We start from the raw sequence: 15,190 nt of genomic DNA on the forward strand, positions 1-15,190 counted from the left end.
ACACACCGAAGGTTGCGATCTTTGACGATGAAAAGATCGCAGCCTTTAATCGCCGCTGCGCTGTTATTTGAAGCGTCGCTCCACGCCTTTTTCGACCAGAATTTTGGCCGAGATTTCTTCCACAGAAAAATGCGTGGAGTTGATGTGCGGGATATTTTCGCGCTTGAACAGGTTTTCGACTTCGCGCACTTCAAATTCGCACTGGGCAAAGCTTGAATAGCGGCTGTTGGGCTTGCGCTCGTTGCGGATGGCGGTGAGGCGATCCGGGTCGATGGTCAGGCCGAACAGCTTATGCTTGTGTTCGCGCAAGGCCGCCGGCAGCTTCAGGCTTTCCATGTCGTCCTCGGTCAGCGGGTAGTTGGCCGCGCGGATGCCGAATTGCATGGCCATGTACAGGCAGGTCGGGGTTTTGCCACAGCGTGAGACGCCCACCAGAATCAGGTCGGCCTTGTCGTATTTGTGCGTGCGGGCGCCGTCGTCGTTGTCGAGGGCAAAGTTCACCGCCTCAATACGCTCCATGTAATTGGAGTTATGGCCGATAGAGTGGGACTTGCCTACCGAGTAGGACGAGTGTTCGGCGAGTTCCTGTTCCAGCGGGGCCAGGAAGCTGGAGAAGATGTCGATCATGAAACCATTGGACGTTGCGAGGATTTCGCGAATGTCCTGATTGACGATGGTGTCGAAGATAATCGGGCGAACTCCGTCTTTTTCGGCGGCGTTATCGATTTGTTGTACCATTGCCCGCGCTTTATCCACGCTGTCTATATAGGGTCGCGTGAACTTGCTGAAGGTCACATTTTCGAATTGGGCCAACAAACTCTGGCCGAGGGTTTCGGCGGTGATGCCGGTGCCATCGGAGATAAAGAAAGCAGATCGTTTCATTTGCGCCTTGGGCCTTAAGCTGGTGACGATTCTTGGATATGATAGGCGCGATTTTGTCGCCCTGAATGGCAGGCAGTGTCACTTATTTTCCAGGTCCAGGCCACATTCGCTGAGATGCCGCCCTTTGTAGAGCGTCCAGCGCCCTGAGCTTTTCCCAACACAGTTAGTGGAGAGATCACCTTGGTAGAGTACGTAGTTTCCCTCGATAAGCTCGGCGTCCATGATGTAGAGCATGTGGGGGGCAAGAACGCATCCCTCGGCGAGATGATCAGTAATCTTGCAGGCGCTGGTGTTTCGGTTCCCGGTGGTTTCGCCACCACCTCTCAGGCCTATCGCGATTTTCTTGAACTCAGCGGTTTGAACGATCAGATCCATGCCGCGCTCGACGCGCTGGATGTGGACGACGTTAACGCACTGGCCAAAACCGGCGCCCAGATCCGCCAATGGATCATGGAAGCCGAGTTCCCTGAGACGCTTAACGCGCAAATTCGCACCGCCTTTGCCACCTTGTCCCAAGGCAACCCGGACATGGCGGTTGCCGTACGTTCCTCGGCCACCGCCGAAGATTTGCCGGACGCTTCCTTTGCCGGTCAGCAAGAAACCTTTCTTAATATCCGTGGCGTAGAAAACGTCATTCGTGCAGCCAAGGAAGTGTTTGCGTCGTTGTTCAACGACCGTGCGATTTCTTACCGCGTGCACCAGGGCTTTGACCACAAACTGGTCGCCCTGTCGGCAGGCGTGCAGCGCATGGTGCGTTCCGAAACCGGCACTGCGGGCGTGATGTTCACCCTGGACACTGAGTCGGGTTTCCGTGATGTGGTCTTTATCACCGGCGCTTATGGCCTGGGCGAAACCGTGGTCCAGGGCGCGGTCAACCCGGACGAGTTCTACGTCCACAAGCAAACGCTGGAAGCGGGTCGTCCTGCGATTTTGCGCCGTAACCTGGGCAGCAAAGCGATCAAGATGATTTACGGCGACGAAGCCTCGGCCGGCAAGTCGGTCAAGGTGATCGACGTTGAGAAGGCCGATCGCGCGCGCTTCTGCCTGACCGACGCTGAAGTCAGCGAGCTGGCCAAGCAAGCGATGATCATCGAAAAACACTACAAGTGCCCGATGGACATCGAATGGGCCAAAGACGGTGATGACGGCAAGCTGTACATCGTGCAGGCCCGCCCTGAAACCGTAAAAAGCCGCTCCCAAGCCAATGTGATGGAGCGTTACCTGCTTAAAGAAACCGGCACAGTGCTGGTGGAAGGTCGGGCCATTGGTCAGCGCATTGGCGCGGGCAAGGTTCGGATCATTAAGGACGTGTCCGAAATGGACAAGGTTCAACCCGGCGACGTACTGGTTTCCGACATGACCGACCCGGACTGGGAACCGGTGATGAAGCGCGCCAGCGCCATCGTGACCAACCGTGGCGGCCGTACTTGCCACGCAGCAATCATCGCCCGTGAGCTGGGCATTCCGGCCGTTGTAGGGTGTGGCAATGCAACCCAGTTGCTCAAAGACGGCCAGGGCGTGACCGTTTCGTGTGCCGAAGGCGACACCGGTTTGATTTTTGAAGGCGAACTGGGTTTCGACATCAAGAAGAACTCCGTTGATGCCATGCCGGACCTGCCGTTCAAAATCATGATGAACGTCGGTAACCCGGACCGTGCGTTTGACTTTGCGCAGTTGCCGAACGCCGGTGTGGGCCTGGCCCGCCTGGAGTTCATCATTAACCGCATGATCGGCGTGCACCCTAAAGCGCTGCTCAACTACGACGGTCTGCCGCAAGACATCAAGGACAGCGTCGACAAGCGCATTGCCGGTTACGACGATCCAGTCGGTTTCTACGTTGAGAAGCTGGTCGAAGGCATCAGCACCCTGGCGGCAGCCTTTACCCCGAAAAAAGTCATCGTGCGCCTGTCGGACTTCAAGTCCAACGAGTACGCAAACCTGATCGGCGGCAAGCTGTACGAACCCGAAGAAGAAAACCCGATGCTGGGTTTCCGTGGCGCGTCGCGTTACATCAGCGAAAACTTCCGCGATTGCTTCGAGCTCGAATGCCGTGCGCTCAAGCGTGTGCGCAATGACATGGGCCTGACCAACGTCGAGATCATGGTGCCGTTCGTACGGACCCTGGGCGAGGCGAGCCAAGTCATCGACTTGCTGGCTGAAAACGGTCTGGTGCGCGGCGAAAACGGTCTGCGCGTGATCATGATGTGTGAGCTGCCTTCAAACGCGATTCTGGCCGACGAATTCCTTGAATACTTCGACGGTTTTTCCATTGGCTCCAACGACCTGACTCAGCTGACGCTAGGTCTGGACCGTGACTCTGGGGTTATCGCGCACCTGTTCGACGAGCGTAACCCTGCGGTTAAAAAGCTGCTGTCCAACGCGATTCAGGCGTGTAACAAAGCCGGTAAATACATTGGTATTTGCGGGCAGGGCCCCTCAGACCACCCGGATCTGGCGCTGTGGCTGATGGAGCAAGGCATTGAAAGTGTGTCGCTGAACCCGGACACCGTGCTGGAAACCTGGTTCTTCCTGGCTGAAGGTCAAGCCCAGGCTTGAGTCGTTGAGAGAGGAGCAGGGCGGCCGCTAGGCTGTGCTGCTCTTTATAGGCAGTGGTAGGGCGAGCGCCTGTTCGGGATCGCCCTTTTTTGTGCAAGAGCATTATGCAAAGCAGCAGTCATCTTTTTCCCGTTGCCCTGATCAGTGCCGAGCGTCGGGGTGATCTGAGCGAGGATGTTTATCGCTTAAAACCCGCTAATAGCCCGGACATCTCCGTGGAATTGGCGGTCACGCGACTGGGCATGGCGGATGCCAGCCAGGCGCGCGGTGTACCCGTGATTTTGTTGCATGGCAGCTTTTCTAACCGACGCTTCTGGTACTCACCAAAAGGTGTCGGCCTAGGCGCTTTTTTGGCCCGTGCCGGGTTTGATGTGTGGCTGCCCGAGATGCGCGGTCATGGACTGTCGGTGCGTAATCAACAGTGGCGCACCAATCGGGTGGCAGATTACGCCCGTTACGACTTACCGGCGATTGCGGCGTTTGTACGCGAGCAAAGTGGCCAAGTCCCGCATTGGCTTGGCCATTCCCAGGGCGGTATCAGTTTGGCGGCCGCATTGGGGGGGCAGTACCTGGGTGAACCTGCAGTGGCCTCCGCAGCGTTTTTTGGCTGTCAGATCAATCGCCGCTATTGGCCGCTGAAAATTCCGCCCGTGGAGTGGGGCGCTTATCTGCTCTTGAAGCGCTGCACGCAGTTGTCGGGTGTTCAGCTCAAGCGCGGCCCTGAGGACGAACCAGTAGGCATCGCCCTCGAAACCTTGCGCTGGAACGGCTTTTTGGGGCGTTTCAAGGATTCTGAGCGCGATTGGTGGGCGGGATTATCTGAGGTCCAGCTACCGGTTCTGGCTGTCGCGGCGGCAGGCGATCAGCAGACCCCTGAGTGGGCGTGTCGAAAGCTGTATGAGCAATTGGGTTCTGAGCAGCGCCAATTTATTGCTTTGGGCCGTGAGCAGGGGTTCAGTTCAGATTTTGGTCACACTGAAATGCTGGTCAGCGCGCCTGCTCAAGCTGAGGTCTGGCCGTTGGTGCGTGATTGGCTTGAGGAGCGATGCCTGAAGCAGGCAGTGAGTGAGCCGGGTTCAGGGTTTCGGCAAGTCGCGCTTGCGGCTACTATGTGACGCGATTTGCGACCTTGGTCATATTCTGTGGTCTTGGTGGTGTCGCAGTGTCAGGGTATGGCTGGTGGTGACATTTAAAGCTTGCCCGTGTGCCAACGTCTATAAACAGTAGAGTCCTTTAACTCTTCCTGCTACGCCCTCTCCACAGGAGTTTCCATGAACCACTACATCACTCCCGATTTGTGCGATGCCTACCCTGAGCTGATTCAGGTGCTGGAACCGATGTTCAGCAACTTTGGCGGTCGCGATTCATTTGGTGGCGAAATCGTCACCATCAAATGTTTTGAAGACAACTCGTTGGTTAAAGAGCAGGCAGAGCTTGATGGCAAGGGCAAAGTGCTGGTGGTGGACGGAGGGGGTTCGCTGCGCCGGGCCTTGCTGGGGGACATGATCGCCGAGAAGGCGGCTAAAAATGGCTGGGAAGGGTTGGTCATTTACGGCTGTATTCGGGATGTGGATGTCATCGCTCAAACCGATCTGGGTGTGCAGGCGCTGGCCAGTCACCCGATGAAAACCGACAAGCGCGGCTTGGGCGATCTCAATGTGGCAGTCACCTTTGCAGGCGTCACATTCCGTCCGGGCGAATTTATCTATGCCGACAATAATGGCGTGATCATTTCGCCTTCTGCTTTGAAAATGCCGGAATAATCGCCCAACTGCTAAGGATCACGGATGTTTGAGGAAGACAACGCTCAATGGGGGCTGGTGCATGCACTGGTGCTCGATGGAGAAGGCGGTGCCCGTGCGATTGCCCGTACCGAACTCAATGACCTTGAGTTAAAGAGCCATGAAAGCCTTTGGTTGCACTGGGATCGCAGTCATCCTCAAACACAAAGCTGGTTACGCAACGCCAGTGGTTTGAGCGAGTTCAGTTGTGACTTGTTGTTGGAGGAAAACACCCGTCCGCGGCTGTTGGGGCTGCCCAATAACGAGTTATTGCTGTTCTTGCGCGGGGTCAACCTCAATCCTGGTGCAGAACCGGAAGACATGGTCTCGCTACGCATTTTTGGCAGTGCGCAACGGGTTATCTCGCTGCGTATGCGGCCGTTGCGGGCCACGGATGAATTGTTGGGCGAGTTTGAGCAGGGCGAAGGTCCGAAAAATCCAGCCGAATTGATCCTTTATTTGGCTCAACACCTGACTTTAAAGGTCCAGGATTTGATCGGTGAGCTGTCCGAAATCGTCGATGACGAAGAAGATAAGATAGATGCCGACGAACGGTATACGCCCGAGCATGGTTCTATTTTGCAGATTCGTCGCCGGGCTGCCGGGCTGCGTCGTTTTCTGGCCCCGCAACGCGATATTTTTGGGCAACTGACGCGTACAAAATTGCCGTGGTTCACGGCCGACGATGCAGATTACTGGAACGAATTGAACAACAGTCTGACCCGCTATCTGGAAGAGCTTGAGCTGACCCGCGAGCGTGTGGGGCTGGTGCTGGAGGCTGAAGACCGGCGTTTGAATGTGCGCATGAGCCGCATCATGTACCGCTTCGGCGTGCTGACCGGGATCTTTCTGCCCATCACGTTTATTACCGGTTTGTTGGGGATTAACGTGGGCGGTGTTCCGTTCTCCAACGACCCCTACGGCTTTGCGGTCACCTGCGGTGTGATGCTGGTGATTGGTGTAGGGCAATGGTGGTTTTATCGTCGTTTGCAGTGGCTTTGAAAGTAGGTCATGTGACCTCGTTCATTTTGCCCGCGTCTTTCACTGACATACCGAGAGGTGCTTATGCACGATCCGTTTGAACAGTCCTTACGTGAAATGCTCAAGGCCGAGCCGTCTGCCCGTGACGACGATGCCTGCCTGGGCCGAGTGCTGAAAACCGCGAACCGTCAGGTTGGCGCGGGTGATCTTTTCAGCCTGCTGGGGCGTTGGGTACAAGCACTGATGATTGCTTTGAATAGCGGTTCGGCTCATATTGCGCCCGTTTCGCGACGCAAACCTGTTGCTCGCCCTGCTGATAAGGCTGATTGAACATGGAACTTGATCTCTGGACCCAGAGCCTGGTCACCGCAATGACCGCTCTTTGGACCAAAATTGCCAACTTCATCCCCAATTTGTTCGGGGCGTTGGTGGTGGTGCTGCTGGGCTTCGTGGTTGCAAAACTGCTTGATACCCTGCTGTCGAAGTTGCTGGCCAAATTGGGCCTTGATCGGTTGATGGGTGGGACGGGGCTGACCAAAATACTGGGCCGTGCAGGCATTCAAGTGCCGATTTCGACCCTGATCGGCAAAATTGTCTATTGGTTCATTCTGCTGATTTTCCTGGTCTCGGCCGCTCAGTCCCTTGGCCTGGAGCGCGTTTCAGCTACGTTGGACATCTTTACGCTGTATCTGCCCAAAGTATTTGGTGCCCTGCTGGTATTGCTGGTAGGTGTTCTGCTTGCGCAGTTGCTCAATGGCCTGGTGCGTGGCGCCGCCGAGAGCGTGGGGTTTGATTATGCGGGCGGTCTGGGTCGAGTGGCCCAGGGCCTGGTCATAATCATCAGCATCTCCGTGGCAATCAGCCAGCTGGAAGTGAAAACTGACCTGCTGAACCATGTGATCGTCATCGTTTTGATTACCGTTGGTCTGGCTGTTGCCTTGGCCATGGGTCTGGGAAGTCGCGAAATTGCCGGGCAGATTCTGGCCGGGATCTACGTGCGTGAGCTGTATCAGGTTGGGCAAGATGTACGTGTGGGTGAGGTAGAGGGTCAGATCGAAGAGATCGGCACGGTTAAAACCACGTTGCTGACCGAGGAGGGTGAGCTAGTCTCCATCTCCAATCGGATCTTGCTGGAGCAGCACGTGACTAGCCGCTGATGCGGCAAACCCTGCTAATGTATGCCGCCGCAAAAAAGCCCGTGTTCCGGGCTGTGGCGGACATTGACCTGACTGTCGGCACGACTCGTTTTGAATAAAGCCCAATCGCTGTCCATGCGCTACGATCCCCGCGAACTCTCTGATGAGGAGTTGGTGGCGCGCTCGCATGATGAGTTGTTTCACGTTACGCGCGCCTATGAAGAGTTAATGCGGCGTTACCAACGCACTTTGTTCAACGTTTGTTCAAGGTATTTAGGGAACGATCGTGATGCTGACGATGTCTGTCAGGAGGTAATGCTTAAGGTGTTGTATGGCTTGAAGAATTTCGAGGGCAAATCGAAATTCAAGACATGGCTATATAGCATCACTTACAACGAATGCATTACGCAGTATCGGAAGGAACGGCGAAAGCGTCGCTTGATGGACGCATTAAGTATTGACCCCCTCGAGGAAGCGTCTGAAGAGAAGGCGCCGAAACCTGAGGAAAAGGGCGGACTTGATCGCTGGCTGGTGCATGTGAATCCGATTGACCGGGAGATTCTTGTGCTGCGTTTTGTCGCAGAACTGGAATTTCAGGAAATCGCAGACATAATGCATATGGGTTTGAGTGCGACGAAAATGCGCTACAAGCGTGCTCTTGATAAATTGCGTGAGAAATTTGCAGGCATTGCTGAAACTTAGTTCAGCGCAAATAGCTCTACGTGTAGGTAAGTTCTGATAGACTTGCCGCCGAGTTGTCCCCCGGTATGTGGGACTGCTTTACAATCACCAGATGGGGATTTAACGGATGAAACTGAAAAACACCTTGGGCATTGCCATTGGTTCCTTTGTAGCCGCAACTTCGTTCGGTGCCCTGGCACAAGGCCAAGGCGCGGTCGAGGGTGAACTGTTCTACAAAAAACAGTACAACGACAGCGTCAAGCACGTAGAAGACGGTTACAACCCAGGCGCATCGATCGGTTACTTCCTGACCGACGACGTTTCGTTGAACCTGACCTACGACAAGACTAACCACACCCGTTCGAACGACGGCACTGGCCACCAGAAAATCAAAGGCGACAACTTTGGTCTGAACGCTCAGTACCACTTCGGCACCGTTGGTGACGCTCTGCGTCCATACGTTTCCGGTGGTGTTGCTCACAAGAGCATGACCAACGTGATCGAAGACGGTCACAGCGGTCGTGACCAGTCGACTTTCCTGACTGCTGGCGCTGGTGTTAAGTGGTACATCACTGACAACCTGTTTGCCCGTGCAGGCGTTGAAGCTGACTACAAACTGGACAACGGCAAGTGGGACTACGCGCCTACCGTTGGTCTGGGTGTGAACTTTGGCGGCAGCGGCGGTAAAGTAGCTCCTGCTCCAGTTCCAGCTCCAGCACCAATCGCTGAGCCAGAACCAGAAGCTCCAATCGCTGAAGTTGTTCGCGTTGAACTTGACGTGAAATTCGACTTCGACAAGTCGGTTGTTAAGTCGCAGTACATGCCTGACATCAACAACGTTGCTGATTTCATGAAGCAGTACCCTGCGACCAATACCACTGTTGCTGGTTACACTGACAGCGTAGGTCCAGACGCTTACAACCAAAAACTGTCCCAGCGTCGTGCTGACGCTGTTCGTTCAGCTCTGGTTAACCAAGGTGTTGAGTCTAACCGTGTAGCCGCTGTTGGCTACGGCGAAGCTAACCCAGTTGCTTCCAACGCAACTGAAGAAGGCCGTGCTCTGAACCGTCGCGTAGAAGCAACCGTTCAAGCTGAAGCTAAGTAATTTTTAGCTAGCCTGTACAGAAAAGCCCGGCTTAGGCCGGGCTTTTCTTTGCCTGCGATTTGGTGAAGGGTGCATTTTTGCCCCGTATGCCTTATTGCCCGCGACTGCCTCTCGCTTGCCAAGGCGATGCCCGGCTATAATCGCCGGCTCTTCCAGTTGCCTTTCGAGACCATCGAGCCCATGTATAACCTGGCCCGCCAGTTGCTCTTCAAACTCTCCCCTGAAACCTCGCATGACCTGTCCCTGGACTTGATCGGTGCGGGTGGCCGTCTGGGGCTCAACGGTTTGCTGTGCAAGGCGCCCGCCAAGCTGCCTGTGACGGTGATGGGCCTCGACTTCCCGAACCCGGTCGGTCTGGCCGCAGGTCTGGATAAAAATGGGGCGGCCATCGACGGGTTCGCGCAGTTGGGTTTTGGTTTTGTCGAAATCGGCACGGTCACTCCGCGGCCACAGCCGGGCAATCCCAAACCGCGTATTTTTCGCCTGCCTGAAGCGCAAGCGATCATCAATCGCATGGGCTTTAACAACCTGGGGGTCGATCACTTGTTGGCGCGGGTTGAGGCGGCCAAGTACAGCGGCATCCTTGGGATCAACATCGGTAAAAACTTCGACACCCCGGTTGAGCGTGCCGTCGACGATTACTTGATCTGTCTCGATAAGGTCTATGCCCACGCCAGCTATGTGACCGTTAACGTCAGTTCGCCGAATACTCCGGGGCTTCGTAGCCTCCAATTCGGCGATTCGCTCAAGCAGCTTCTGGAGGCCCTACAGCTGCGTCAGAACGAGCTGACTGAGCGTCACGGCAAGCGTGTCCCGTTGGCAATCAAGATCGCCCCTGACATGAGCGACGAAGAAACCGTACTCGTCGCCCAGGCGCTGCTGGAGACCGGGATGGATGCGGTCATTGCAACCAACACCACTCTTAGCCGCGCAGGGGTTGAAGGCATGGAGCATGGTGATGAGGCAGGCGGTTTGTCGGGTGCACCGGTGCGTGAAAAAAGTACGCACACCGTCAAGGTGCTGGCAGGCGAGTTGGCCGGGCGCATGCCCATCATCGCGGCGGGTGGTATCACCGAAGGCAAGCATGCGGCTGAGAAAATCGCCGCAGGTGCCAGTTTGGTGCAGATCTACTCGGGGTTCATTTACAAAGGCCCTGCCTTGATTCGCGAGTCGGTTGACGCCATTTCTGCCATTGCACGCCAATAAGCGCGCAATAAAAAGGGCTCCTCGAAGGAGCCCTTGGGCCGCAGCCCGCCGCCTGGATGAGACGGCAAGGTTAAATCATTGCCTATTCATGGTGGTGTCGGAATGTGCCCAGAGTTAGCCGACCGCGTGAAGTTCGTTGAGTCTGTGGATGCCCGCAGTGCCTGTCATACCGTCCCAGTTGTCGCCGCGTCCTTCGCGCCAGCCGTTAATCCAGGACTGGCGTACCGACGGTAGAGTAAAAGGGCAAAGCTCACGGGATTTCCCGCTAACGCCGTATTGGTATCCGCGTAAAAAAGCTCTTTCCAACGGATCACGCTTAAGTCTTCTCATAGGGTGTTGCCCTCACTTGTTGACTGTTTATATCGCGTCGACCTGACTCAGGTCGGGGCAGAATGCTTCTGCCGTTGGTTGCTCGCTGCCGGCGTGGCGAGCATTTTTGTTATCACCTGCGCGGTGACAACCTGAGTCCAGTTCTAACCAATGTGCTTGGGTGTGTGAATGATCGTTTTGTCATAAGGACGTAACGATAGTGGTGTTAAGGCCATAAGAAACACCGGTTTTTAGTCCCCGGATGCGACCAAAGCCTGATATGACCAGTGTTTGCAAAGATGATGAGTTTCATTCTCGACTGTGAATGACCGTCCTTTTTGCTCAGGTACTATTCGACGAAGGGTCTGAATATGTCCCTTTGTTTCAAGATAAATGATCTGCCTCTGCGTCTAAACTCTGTGTGCCTGCGGGCATGAGTGACGCCTTGGCGGGACGGCACAGTTTCGTGCCACGCGAGCGCTCTTCAAGAAAAGCGCTTGATTGAAAACGGAGCAGGCAATGCGTTGCCTCTTCACACATAGCTAAAAGCTCAGGAATCCCATGTCGGATCGTTACGAACTCTTCCTTACCTGCCCCAAAGGCCTCGAAGGTCTGCTCCTTGAGGAGGCCACCGGCCTTGGTCTTGAGGAAGCTCGCGAGCACACTTCGGCCATTCGTGGCACGGCAAATATGGAAACTGCCTACCGTCTGTGCCTCTGGTCGCGTCTGGCCAACCGCGTGTTGCTGGTACTCAAGCGCTTCCCGATGAAGGACGCCGAAGACCTGTACCACGGGGTACTGGATGTGGACTGGCAAGACCATATGGTGCCGGATGGCACGCTGGCCGTGGAGTTCAGTGGCCACGGTTCAGGTATCGACAACACTCACTTCGGCGCGCTGAAGGTCAAGGATGCCATCGTTGACAAGCTGCGCACGCCGTCGGGTGAGCGTCCTTCGATTGATAAAATCAGCCCTGATTTGCGCATCCACCTGCGTCTGGATCGCGGTGAAGCCATCCTGTCGCTGGACCTCTCGGGCAGCAGCTTGCACCAGCGCGGCTACCGATTGCAGCAGGGTGCTGCGCCACTGAAAGAAAACCTCGCGGCAGCGATCCTGATTCGTGCAGGTTGGCCGCGTATGGCTGCCGAAGGCGCGGCCTTGGCTGACCCGATGTGCGGTGTGGGTACGTTCCTGGTTGAGGGCGCGATGATCGCGGCCGACATGGCGCCAAACCTCAATCGCATCCACTGGGGCTTTGACGCTTGGCTTGGTCACGTGCCGGCTATCTGGAAAAAGCTGCATGAAGAAGCCACTGAGCGCGCTGAAGCCGGTATGGCCAAACCGCCGCTGTGGATTCGCGGTTATGAAGCTGACCCGCGCCTGATCCAACCGGCGCGCAACAACATCGAGCGTGCAGGCCTGAGCCACTGGATCAAAATCTATCAGGGTGAAGTGGCAACGTTTGAGCCGCGCCCAGACCAAAACCAAAAGGGTCTGGTCATTTGCAACCCGCCGTACGGCGAGCGTCTGGGTGATGAGGCGAGCTTGCTCTACCTCTACCAGAACCTCGGTGAGCGGTTGCGTCAGGCCTGTTTGAACTGGGAAGCGGCAGTGTTCACCGGTGCCCCGGATCTGGGCAAGCGGATGGGCATCCGCAGTCACAAACAGTACTCGTTCTGGAACGGCGCCTTGCCGTGCAAGTTGCTGCTGATCAAAGTGGTGCCAGACCAGTTCGTGACGGGTGAACGTCGCACGCCTGAGCAGCGTCAAGCCGAGCGTGAGCAGGCCGAGTCGGATCTGCCGGGCAACCTCGAAGCGCCTGGCAAGTACGAGAAGTTCAACAAGAACGGCAACCCGATCAAACCGGCACCGGTGGTGATTGAGCGGCCACGCTTGAGCGAAGGCGGGCAGATGTTTGCCAACCGCCTGCAAAAGAACCTCAAGGCCCTGGGCAAGTGGGTCAAGCGTGAAGGCATTGATTGCTACCGTGTTTACGATGCCGACATGCCTGAATACTCGATGGCCATCGATCTGTACCACGACTGGGTTCACGTCCAGGAGTACGCGGCGCCGAAATCCATCGACCCGGAAAAAGCTTCGGCCCGTATGTTTGACGCGTTGGCGGCGATTCCGCAGGCGTTGAACGTCGACAAAAGCCGCGTCATCGTCAAGCGCCGTGAGCGCCAGAGCGGCACCAAGCAGTACGAGCGACAAAGTGCGCAGGGCAAGTTCACCGAGGTCAATGAAGGCGGTGTCAAACTGCTGGTCAACCTTACCGACTACCTGGACACCGGGCTGTTCCTCGATCATCGCCCAATGCGCATGCGGATCCAGAAAGAAGCGGCTGGCAAGCGCTTCCTCAACCTGTATTGCTACACCGCCACTGCCAGTGTTCACGCCGCCAAAGGCGGAGCGCGCAGCACCACCAGCGTTGACTTGTCCAAGACCTATCTGGACTGGGCGCGCCGTAACCTGTCACTCAACGGTTTTTCGGACAAAAACCGTCTGGAGCAGGGTGATGTGATGGTATGGCTGGATGCCTGTCGCGAAGAGTACGACCTGATCTTTATCGATCCGCCGACCTTCTCCAACTCCAAGCGCATGGAAGGCATCTTTGACGTTCAGCGCGATCACGTGCAGTTGCTGGACTTGGCCATGGCGCGTTTGGCACCGGGTGGCGTGTTGTACTTCTCGAACAACTTCCGCAAGTTCATCCTTGATGAGCATCTGGAAGCGCGTTACTCGGTCGAAGAAATCACGGCCAGCACCATCGATCCGGACTTTGCCCGTAACAGCAAAATCCACCGCGCGTGGAAAATAACGGCCCGTTAAACTGCCGTATCGTCGCTGCCACTGGTGGCGACGTTTTTCCAGTGCACACAAAAACGCCCCGGTTCTCGCGAGCCAGGGCGTTTTTTGTTGCCGGTGAATGGCTTACTGAGCGATTGAAATCGCGTTGTTAGGCAATTGCGGCTGGCGATACAGGTCGAGCAGTATCTGGTCGAGTACCGCAGAAGCTCCCCAGGGGCGCGGGTCGTTAAGAATCGCGACCACAGCCCAGGTGTTGCCATTGCTGTCGCGGCTAAAGCCCGAGATAGCGCGCACTGTATTGAGGGTGCCGGTTTTGATGTGGGCCTGACCGTTCATGGCGGTGGTCTTCAGACGCTTGCGCATGGTGCCGTCTTTGCCGGCGATAGGCATGGAGCTGATGAACTCGGCAGCGTAGGGGCTTTTCCAGGCCGCCTGGAGCATCTGCGCCATTTCACGTGCGCTCACACGTTCTGCACGGGACAGGCCGGAGCCGTTTTCCATGACCAGGTGCGGAGCTGTAATGCCTTTTTTGGCCAGCCATTGACGCACGACACGTTGCGCAGCCTTGGCATCATCGCCGTCGGCGTCGGTGCGGAACTGCGCGCCCAGGCTCAGGAACAATTGTTGAGCCATGGTGTTGTTGCTGTATTTGTTGATGTCGCGAATGATCTCGGCCAGATCAGGCGAGAAGGCGCGGGCCAGTACTTTGGCGCCCTTGGGCACTGAGCCCTGGCGATCCTGACCCAGGATGCTGCCACCCAGCTCTTTCCAGATCGCGCGCACAGCACCCGCGGTGTAGGTCGCATGATCGAGCAGGGACAGGTAGGTCTGCGAGTTGCAGCCATCGCCCAGTTGCCCGTTGACGGTCACCACCACCGACCCGTCGGCTTGCGGCACCGGGTTGTAGCGCACATCGCCTGCGCATTGCTTGGAATTGACCGCTTTGACCTGGTTGTCGACGCGGATGCTGGCAATTGGCGGCTCGACCGAAATCAACACCTTGCCCGCATCGTTACGGGCAACAAAGCGCAGGGCCTTGAGATTGACCATCAAGGCATCGGGCTTGACCAGAAACGGCTTGTTTTTATCATTGCCGTCGTCGTCAAACACCGGCAAATGAGGTTGTTCGAAGAAGCCGCGATCCAGAATCAGGTCGCCGCTCACTTGTTGCACGCCATTGGCCCGCAGGTCGCGCATCAACAGCCAGAGTTTTTCCATGTTGAGCTTGGGATCGCCGCCACCCTTGAGGTACAGGTTGCCTTGCAAGATGCCGTTGTTCAGGGTGCCGTCGGTGTAGAACTCGGTTTTCCACTGGTGGGTCGGGCCGAGCATTTCAAGGGCGGCGTAGGTGGTGACCAGCTTCATGGTGGAGGCCGGGTTCATCGACACGTCGGCGTTGAAGACGGTGGGTACGCCGGGGCCGCTCAGGGGCAGCATCACCAGCGACAGTGCGTCGTTTTGCAGCTTGTTGGTTTTGAGCGCTTGTTGAACCTTGGGTGAAAGCGTGGTGTTGACCGGGGCGGCGTGAGCCCCAAAGGCGAGTGGCAGAAAAAAGCCGGCAAGTAACAGAGGACGCAAAGATTTGATCATAAGAAGTAAAACCCTGCACGCGAGGGGAAAAAATACGAGGGCATGATGATAAGTTCCCTCAATGGTCATAAAAGTGACGGCATTATGCCCCAAGGTGGCTGGACTTGTGCATTACCGTGTTACACCCATCTGTTGATTAAATGCACAAAACG

The 15,190-nt window shown here is 56.2% G+C and carries 13 protein-coding genes; 10 read left to right on the forward strand and 3 right to left on the reverse strand.

Annotated features, from left to right (window positions below; genetic code table 11):
• Positions 1-63: 63 nt before the first annotated feature.
• Positions 64-882: a posphoenolpyruvate synthetase regulatory kinase/phosphorylase PpsR gene (gene ppsR / locus ACP7A4_RS03630; RefSeq protein ID WP_048362902.1), complete on the reverse strand. Its 819-nt coding sequence runs from the start codon at positions 880-882 to the stop codon at positions 64-66.
• A 180-nt stretch (positions 883-1,062) separates the two neighbouring features.
• Here ppsR and ppsA point away from each other — a divergent pair, with 180 nt between their 5' ends.
• The 9 genes from ppsA (at position 1,063) to ACP7A4_RS03675 (ending at position 10,328) form a co-directional block, all read left to right on the forward strand.
• Positions 1,063-3,438: a phosphoenolpyruvate synthase gene (gene ppsA, locus ACP7A4_RS03635; RefSeq protein ID WP_059761575.1), complete on the forward strand. Its 2,376-nt coding sequence runs from the start codon at positions 1,063-1,065 to the stop codon at positions 3,436-3,438.
• A 104-nt stretch (positions 3,439-3,542) separates the two neighbouring features.
• Positions 3,543-4,553, forward strand: coding sequence for an alpha/beta fold hydrolase (locus tag ACP7A4_RS03640; protein WP_426245569.1), 1,011 nt, complete (start codon positions 3,543-3,545; stop codon positions 4,551-4,553).
• Between the two features lie 156 nt (positions 4,554-4,709).
• Positions 4,710-5,201 (forward strand): ribonuclease E activity regulator RraA, encoded by a 492-nt coding sequence (gene rraA, locus ACP7A4_RS03645; protein ID WP_059761573.1) that lies wholly within the window; start codon positions 4,710-4,712, stop codon positions 5,199-5,201.
• Between the two features lie 24 nt (positions 5,202-5,225).
• On the forward strand, positions 5,226-6,221 hold the full coding sequence (locus tag ACP7A4_RS03650) for a zinc transporter ZntB (RefSeq protein WP_048362905.1): 996 nt from the start codon (positions 5,226-5,228) through the stop codon (positions 6,219-6,221).
• 63 nt (positions 6,222-6,284) lie between these two features.
• A complete protein-coding gene (locus ACP7A4_RS03655) occupies positions 6,285-6,530 on the forward strand; it encodes a hypothetical protein (RefSeq protein WP_048362906.1) in 246 nt (81 codons plus the stop codon).
• Between the two features lie 2 nt (positions 6,531-6,532).
• A complete protein-coding gene (locus ACP7A4_RS03660; RefSeq protein ID WP_048362907.1) occupies positions 6,533-7,357 on the forward strand; it encodes a mechanosensitive ion channel family protein in 825 nt (274 codons plus the stop codon).
• Positions 7,358-7,447: 90 nt separating this feature from the next.
• Positions 7,448-8,038, forward strand: coding sequence for an RNA polymerase sigma factor SigX (sigX, locus tag ACP7A4_RS03665; protein ID WP_029611289.1), 591 nt, complete (start codon positions 7,448-7,450; stop codon positions 8,036-8,038).
• A gap of 106 nt (positions 8,039-8,144) precedes the next feature.
• Positions 8,145-9,122, forward strand: coding sequence for an OmpA family protein (locus ACP7A4_RS03670; protein ID WP_203302858.1), 978 nt, complete (start codon positions 8,145-8,147; stop codon positions 9,120-9,122).
• A gap of 180 nt (positions 9,123-9,302) precedes the next feature.
• On the forward strand, positions 9,303-10,328 hold the full coding sequence (locus ACP7A4_RS03675; protein ID WP_203302859.1) for a quinone-dependent dihydroorotate dehydrogenase: 1,026 nt from the start codon (positions 9,303-9,305) through the stop codon (positions 10,326-10,328).
• A 114-nt stretch (positions 10,329-10,442) separates the two neighbouring features.
• Here ACP7A4_RS03675 and rmf read toward each other — a convergent pair whose 3' ends face one another.
• Complete coding sequence (gene rmf, locus ACP7A4_RS03680) at positions 10,443-10,658, reverse strand: ribosome modulation factor (protein ID WP_082149364.1); 216 nt, start codon at positions 10,656-10,658, stop codon at positions 10,443-10,445.
• Between the two features lie 540 nt (positions 10,659-11,198).
• Here rmf and rlmKL point away from each other — a divergent pair.
• Positions 11,199-13,469: a bifunctional 23S rRNA (guanine(2069)-N(7))-methyltransferase RlmK/23S rRNA (guanine(2445)-N(2))-methyltransferase RlmL gene (gene rlmKL / locus ACP7A4_RS03685; protein WP_426245573.1), complete on the forward strand. Its 2,271-nt coding sequence runs from the start codon at positions 11,199-11,201 to the stop codon at positions 13,467-13,469.
• A gap of 102 nt (positions 13,470-13,571) precedes the next feature.
• On the opposite strand, the gene dacB is transcribed toward rlmKL, so the two are convergent.
• Positions 13,572-15,038: a D-alanyl-D-alanine carboxypeptidase/D-alanyl-D-alanine endopeptidase gene (gene dacB / locus ACP7A4_RS03690; RefSeq protein ID WP_059761570.1), complete on the reverse strand. Its 1,467-nt coding sequence runs from the start codon at positions 15,036-15,038 to the stop codon at positions 13,572-13,574.
• Positions 15,039-15,190: the final 152 nt, after the last annotated feature.

The sequence above is a fragment of the Pseudomonas sp. TWR3-1-1 genome (assembly GCF_049896545.1).
GTDB lineage: Bacteria > Pseudomonadota > Gammaproteobacteria > Pseudomonadales > Pseudomonadaceae > Aquipseudomonas > Aquipseudomonas weihenstephanensis.

Coding starts and splice junctions, on each gene's coding strand:
- dacB (WP_059761570.1), bottom strand. CDS start 15,038: ATGATCAAATCTTTGCGTCCTCTGTTACTTGCCGGCTTTTTTCTGCCA.
- ACP7A4_RS03655 (WP_048362906.1), top strand. CDS start 6,285: ATGCACGATCCGTTTGAACAGTCCTTACGTGAAATGCTCAAGGCCGAG.
- rlmKL (WP_426245573.1), top strand. CDS start 11,199: ATGTCGGATCGTTACGAACTCTTCCTTACCTGCCCCAAAGGCCTCGAA.
- ACP7A4_RS03670 (WP_203302858.1), top strand. CDS start 8,145: ATGAAACTGAAAAACACCTTGGGCATTGCCATTGGTTCCTTTGTAGCC.
- rmf (WP_082149364.1), bottom strand. CDS start 10,658: ATGAGAAGACTTAAGCGTGATCCGTTGGAAAGAGCTTTTTTACGCGGA.
- rraA (WP_059761573.1), top strand. CDS start 4,710: ATGAACCACTACATCACTCCCGATTTGTGCGATGCCTACCCTGAGCTG.
- ACP7A4_RS03650 (WP_048362905.1), top strand. CDS start 5,226: ATGTTTGAGGAAGACAACGCTCAATGGGGGCTGGTGCATGCACTGGTG.
- ACP7A4_RS03640 (WP_426245569.1), top strand. CDS start 3,543: ATGCAAAGCAGCAGTCATCTTTTTCCCGTTGCCCTGATCAGTGCCGAG.
- ACP7A4_RS03675 (WP_203302859.1), top strand. CDS start 9,303: ATGTATAACCTGGCCCGCCAGTTGCTCTTCAAACTCTCCCCTGAAACC.
- ppsR (WP_048362902.1), bottom strand. CDS start 882: ATGAAACGATCTGCTTTCTTTATCTCCGATGGCACCGGCATCACCGCC.
- ACP7A4_RS03660 (WP_048362907.1), top strand. CDS start 6,533: ATGGAACTTGATCTCTGGACCCAGAGCCTGGTCACCGCAATGACCGCT.